This window comes from Pseudoalteromonas sp. 20-92 (genome assembly GCF_030847595.1).
Taxonomy (GTDB): Bacteria; Pseudomonadota; Gammaproteobacteria; order Enterobacterales; family Alteromonadaceae; genus Pseudoalteromonas; species Pseudoalteromonas fuliginea.
In genome coordinates, this window is record NZ_JANJGQ010000045.1 from 1 (window position 1) to 5,996 (window position 5,996).

The 5,996-nt window shown below is 39.1% G+C and carries 7 protein-coding genes and 1 pseudogene; 3 read left to right on the forward strand and 5 right to left on the reverse strand.

What is annotated here, in order from left to right:
• Together NRL14_RS20495 and NRL14_RS20500 are read left to right on the forward strand one after the other, a co-directional pair.
• On the forward strand, positions 1 to 551 hold a 551-nt coding region (locus NRL14_RS20495), incomplete at its 5' end, for an EF-Tu/IF-2/RF-3 family GTPase (protein WP_306725485.1).
• A gap of 231 nt (positions 552 to 782) precedes the next feature.
• Entirely contained in the window at positions 783 to 1,472 is a 690-nt protein-coding gene (locus NRL14_RS20500) for a hypothetical protein (protein ID WP_306725486.1), read from the forward strand.
• A gap of 45 nt (positions 1,473 to 1,517) precedes the next feature.
• On the opposite strand, the gene NRL14_RS20505 is transcribed toward NRL14_RS20500, so the two are convergent.
• From NRL14_RS20505 to NRL14_RS20525, 5 genes and pseudogenes are all read right to left on the reverse strand, one after another.
• Positions 1,518 to 2,714, reverse strand: a complete 1,197-nt coding sequence (locus tag NRL14_RS20505) for a dipeptidase (protein WP_306725487.1) — start codon at positions 2,712 to 2,714, stop codon at positions 1,518 to 1,520.
• 57 nt (positions 2,715 to 2,771) lie between these two features.
• A complete protein-coding gene (locus NRL14_RS20510; RefSeq protein ID WP_197179996.1) occupies positions 2,772 to 3,026 on the reverse strand; it encodes a YheU family protein in 255 nt (84 codons plus the stop codon).
• Positions 3,023 to 4,015 (reverse strand): hydrolase, encoded by a 993-nt coding sequence (locus NRL14_RS20515; protein WP_306725488.1) that lies wholly within the window; start codon positions 4,013 to 4,015, stop codon positions 3,023 to 3,025. Before NRL14_RS20515 ends, NRL14_RS20510 begins: the two co-directional genes overlap by 4 nt.
• Before the next feature lie 110 nt (positions 4,016 to 4,125).
• A complete protein-coding gene (locus tag NRL14_RS20520; protein ID WP_167368310.1) occupies positions 4,126 to 4,272 on the reverse strand; it encodes a hypothetical protein in 147 nt (48 codons plus the stop codon).
• Between the two features lie 176 nt (positions 4,273 to 4,448).
• Positions 4,449 to 5,354 (reverse strand): annotated as a pseudogene (locus NRL14_RS20525) (IS3 family transposase); the annotation flags it as partial.
• Positions 5,355 to 5,501: 147 nt separating this feature from the next.
• On the opposite strand from NRL14_RS20525, the gene NRL14_RS20530 reads away from it, so the two are divergent.
• Complete coding sequence (locus NRL14_RS20530) at positions 5,502 to 5,924, forward strand: helix-turn-helix domain-containing protein (protein ID WP_306725489.1); 423 nt, start codon at positions 5,502 to 5,504, stop codon at positions 5,922 to 5,924.
• Positions 5,925 to 5,996 lie beyond the last annotated feature (72 nt).

Genomic DNA, 5,996 nt, shown 5'->3' on the forward strand with positions numbered 1-5,996 from the left:
TCATGCCTATCGAAGACGTTTTCTCAATCCAGGGTCGTGGTACTGTTGTAACTGGTCGTGTTGAAGCTGGTATCATCAACGTAAATGACGAAGTTGAAATCGTTGGTATCAAAGAGACTACTAAGTCTACTTGTACTGGTGTTGAAATGTTCCGTAAGCTTCTTGACGAAGGTCGTGCTGGTGAGAACATTGGTGCACTTCTACGTGGTACTAAGCGTGAAGACGTTGAACGTGGTCAAGTACTAGCTAAGCCTGGTTCAATCAACCCACATACTACATTCACTTCAGAAGTATACGTACTTTCTAAAGATGAAGGTGGTCGTCATACTCCATTCTTCAAAGGTTACCGTCCACAGTTCTACTTCCGTACAACTGACGTAACTGGTGACGTACAGTTACCAGAAGGCGTAGAAATGGTAATGCCTGGTGATAACATTAAGATGACAGTAACTCTAATCGCACCAATCGCGATGGATGAAGGTCTTCGTTTTGCTATCCGTGAAGGTGGCCGTACTGTAGGTGCTGGTGTTGTAGCAACTATCGTAGCGTAATAATTAACTTTTAAGTTAATTGTTAGAAAAAGGTCACTCAGGTGGCCTTTTTTAATGCCTGAAGAAAAGTGATTTGCTCCTAGGTATAGAATTATTGCCGTAGCTTGGGTTGAGTTTTACGAAACCCGAGGGAATGTTCTTTGTGGTATTATTTGCCAAATAAGGCGGCTTTGGGCATCCTAAAAAGGCTTTTAGAGTAAAGCTGTGTCAATAAAATAAAAAGGAATTAATTTGGACCCTTTTTTTAACTATTTTGAAAAAATAGATAAGAGATATCCTGTCTGGGACTTATCACTGTTTTTTATATTAATTTATTTACCGATTTTACAGAGGGTTTATATGGAATTAAGTATTGCTGATCTTCTTACGTTAATTATAGCTGGAATTACTGCAGTTATTGCTTTTATAACGTATAAAGTCGCAGTTAAGTCACATGAAGCATCTAAACAGGCTGTTAAACTTTCTAAGTTGCAGCTAACCGCTGAGCTTTGCTTAAAGCTTTATGAATTAAAGGACTATATAGACATTAAAGAAAATACTTCTGGATTACTTCTTTTAGATTTCTATAGCTCAATTATTGACCGCGATGAATATAAACAGAAGTATGGCAGCCTTATATCATCAATAAAAGATAATGCAAGAGCATCAATATTAGATCAAAGGCTATCTGAAAAGCTAGTTAATGTATGTGACTTTATTTTGAAAGACTCAGATTCAAGACTCGAGCTAACGATTAATGAGAAAGTTGAGACCTTTTCGCCTAAAGAATTATTTAGGGTTAACATAGATAGGGTTAACACAGATAGTGATAACACAGATAGTGATAACACAGATAGTGATAACCCTAATATTTACTTTCAAGCTTTGCATAAAAATATTAATGAAACAGTTTTAAAAGCCATAAAAGAACTTAAGCACTAAAGGAAATTCAATAAGCACTAAAGGTTTGCTATTTAACTTTCGCGATTAGTGCTTCTTCGCATACTCTTGCGCTTGTTTTAAAACTCTTAATAAATTACCGCTAAGAATCTTTTTAATATCTTTGTCGCTGTAATCTCTATCCATTAAACCTTGAACAAGATTAGGGTAGCTAGATACATCTTTCAAGCCGATAGGTAATGAATCGCCAACTCCATCATAATCAGAGCCAATACCTACATAATCAATACCAATTAGCTCAACTACGTGATCAATATGGTCAAGCACTTGCTCAAGACTTGCAAATGGGTATGGGTTTTTAGCGCGGTACGCAGCATCAAAATCTTTGCTTAATTTAGTGCCTTCTTTTTTAGCTGACTCTTTTGTGTTTTTTAATTGCTTGCCCCAACTACCTGCTTTAGCGGTAACAAAGCTTGAGCCAAAGTTGATTTGAATAACGCCGCCATTTTCTTTCAGCGCTAATAACATATCGTCATTCATATTACGCTCAAAGCCAGGCGTGTATTTACGAAGTGATGAATGAGAGGCAATTACTGGCGTTTTAGAGAGTTCCATAACCTGATAAAACGCATCATCAGAAATATGCGATACGTCAATTAGCATGCCTATATTATTCATTTCAGTGACAAGCTTTTTACCAAATGGGCTTAAGCCTTTCCATTTACGGCGTATATCGTAAGACGAATCCGAAATATGGTTGCTTTGCGAGTGCGCTAGCGTAATGTAGCGAATGCCACGGTCGTAAAAGTGCTGAAGGTTTTTCATATCCCCTTCAATAGGAGAGCCATTTTCCATACCCATGGCTATAGACAGCTTACCTTGTTTAAATTGCTCTTCAATATCAGTACTTGAGCTAGCAATAGCAAACTTATCGGGTGCGCGCTGGGCTATCGCTTCCATACTATCAATCATTTGATTGGCTAGCTGATAGCTTTTTCCTTTACCTTCAAACTCTAAATGCGCAGGAATATAAATTGACATAAATGGGGCGTTTAAACCGCCTTCAATAGCGCGAGGATAGTCAAAATCGCCATCAGTTGTTGCTTTGGTTACATCAACCCAGCTTTCGTGAATTCGATAAGGTACGTCAATATGGGTATCAATTAAAATGGTATCTTTAGCGAGTTTAATTGCCTTATCAGATGCTGTTATTGTTTGTTCTGCTTGGGCTTGGCTAGTTAAAGCTAGTGATATGGCTACCACTAGAGTGCTGAGTTTTATCATGTTTTGGCTCTTAGGGTAAAAAGCCATTGTGTACGTTCAATTCAAAAGTTACAAGTGCTAATCAAACGACTCTGCTTGATGCTCCTCACTTTGCAGCGCTTTAAATTCGCCTTTCGAAATAATGGTTACAGACTCATGAAGCTCTGAAAAAAACACCATGGCTTCGCCATTTTTAAGCTGAAGCTTAACTTGGTTTACTTTAGATTCAATGCTTGCCTCTACTTCACCGTAGTCAGTGCCTTCACGTAAAACATAGCTTTCTATTAAGTTGTATAGCGTATCTTTATCGAGTTGCTCAAAAGGGATGATCATAGTTGCTCATTATTCACTTTATTTAAAACATATTGCCCAAAGTAATTGGGTACGGTTTTTTCTAACCAAAATATAGGCTTAAACGGATTTTTACCGGCAATAAAGCCAACATGCCCTCCTTTTTCAGAGATGCGCAGCGTAACATGCTCACTTACGTCTTGCCTACTCGGTACGGCTTTAATTGAGAGCATGGGGTCGTCTTTTGCATGAATAATTAATGTAGGCACAGCAATATGCTTTAAATATGGCATCGCACTGGCTTGACGATAGTAATCGTGAGCGTTTTCAAAGCCGTGCAAAGGAGCCGTTAGCTGGTTATCAAACTCTAATAGGTCGTCAATTTTCATTAACTGTTTTGGCGTTAATGAAATTTGCTGCTTAATTTGTGGCAGCTTTCGCTGCATTGATTTTTTCATGCGATCGAGCAGATATTTTTGGTAAATTTTACCTAAGCTTTTACGAATAACATCGCTTGATGACGACAAATCATAAGGCGCAGATACCACCGCTGCCGCGCTTAAAGGACATGCTTTTGCTTGTTCACCTAAGTATTTGGCCAGTACGTTACCGCCTAACGAAAAACCTACAGCGACCATAGTGCGCCCAGGAAACTGCAGCTTTAAGTGATTTATAAAAAAGGCTAAATCGGCGGTGTCACCGCTGTGATAAGCGCGAGGTAGGCGATTGACTTCAGTTGAGCAATTTCTAAAGTGCATAAGCACCACTGCATAACCTTGCTTTTTTAACGCCTTCATCATGCCTTTGGCATAAAAGCTATTTATATTGCCTTCAAGGCCATGTAAAACAACGGCAAGTGGAGCGGTTTCGTTATGTGGAAATGACCATGCGAGCTCAATAAAGTCACCATCAGGTGTATCAAGTTGCTCAAGTTCGTAGCGAGTGTGGTGAAATGGGCGGAAAAAACGCGGCATTATGGTTTGAACGTGACGATTGGTCATCCACCATGCTGGTTTGAACTGAGAGATCATGTTTGTACTACGCACTTTGTATTAAACGAAAAGCTAGTGTATCAAATTTTTAGCGGTTAAAAATAAAAAGCGCCTAATCAGTGATAAATTAGGCGCTTTGTGCGTCGTGCTTAATTTTGTTCAGGAACTTCTGCATCATGTATCTTTTTAAGAAAGAAAAAAGCAAAAAAGATACAAAGAGAAACAACAATGGCTAAAAATCCAAAAGACAAAAATAAAACTGGATCTGTAAAAAAGTCTCTAAAGAATACGTTCATGAGTTGTTCCCCTCGTTGTTGATGGGTTAATCATAAGCGCTGTTTGTATGGTGTAACGTGATCGAGATCAAGTTATTTTATTAAGCGGATGTGGGAGCGAAGTAAAGTTGATTTAGATCATGCTTTGAGCTGGCGTGAATAAAAGTGACGTGGTCAACTAAATTCAGTCACCCTAGTTAAGAAACCATATCTAATGTTTCGGTTCGTTCTTCAAAGTCATTTGGGCTTTGATAATTTAAGTACGAATGTAAGCGACGACTGTTGTACCACATGCAGATGTAATTCATTACATCCTGTTGAGCTTCATAACGCGTTGGGTAATTTTTCCAATGTACGCGCTCTTGCTTCAAACTACCGAAGAAGCTTTCTGCAACAGCGTTAGCCCAGCAACAACCTTTCTTACTCATGCTACCAATGAAGTCGTTTGACTTGGGCAATCTACGATATTGGTGGCTTGCATATTGAACCCCTTGATCTGAATGGATAATTAATCCTGCTTTGGGTTGGCGTTGCCACATCGCCATAGTCAGTGCGTCACAGACAAGCTGCGCTTTCATTCGTGAGCCCATGCTCCAACCAACGACTTTACGCGAATATAAATCAATCACTACCGCCAGATATAACCAACCTTCTGCAGTCCAAACATAAGTGATATCTTGTACTCAAGCTTGATCAGCGGCTTCAACGTTGAAGTTTTGCTCAAGTACACTGGGATAAATAGGCTTGTTATGGTCACTATTCGTTGTTACTTTGTATTTCTTTTTATAACGCACCCAGACATTTGCCTCTTTCATTAACTGTGCTGTTTTGTGACGGCTCACCGGAAAACCGAGTGCATTTAAGACTTTCTGAATACGCCTTTCACCGTAAGTATTATCACTGAAGTGCGCTATGTCCTTGACCCAATCAATCATTTCTTGATGTGTTGGATCCTCTGATTTAGTTGAATATCGCTTTTGATAACTATAGTAATTGTTACTTTTTACACCCAGTATTCGGCACATTACCGCCACAGGCCAGGTCTTCTTGTATTGGGTTATGAACGAGTATTTCACTTCGTTTCTTTGGCAAAGAAGACCGTGGTGAATTCAATAGGTCAATGCAACACCTTATAATTGATTATTAATTAGGTTGTTATGACTGACTTATCAAAACGTGGTTTAAGTGATATTGAAAAGCTGAAAGCATGATTCTTATGGCGTGAAGGTAAAACGCTTAGCGAAATAGGCTTGACGCTTGATAGGCATGCTGGTTCTATATTCGGTGTACTTAAATTAAAAGGTGGAATATCGCCAGTGCAACGAAAACGTCGATTATCGTTTCTTTCTTTAGAAGAGCGAGAAGATATATCAAGAGGTTTAGCTTCAGGCTTATCTATCAGGGCAATAGCTCGTAATGTAGAAAAGGCAGCGTCAACAGTAAGCCGTGAAATCAAACGCAATGGTGGTATTGCCAAATACCGTGCAGTTACGGCTGATAAAAATGCGCTAGAGCGAGCATTAAGGCCAAAGCAATGTAAATTGCAAAAAGGTAATCCACTTAGCGATTTGGTTGAATCTAAGCTACTAGATGACTGGTCACCAGAGCAAATTTCTGGCTGGTTAAAAATAAAACACCCAGCATCATCTGAAATGCATATCTCACATGTGTAGTGGTCAACTAATTTTGGCCACAGTTTTAGAATCTTGATATCTAACCTCAGATTCATTTGGTGCTAAACCGGC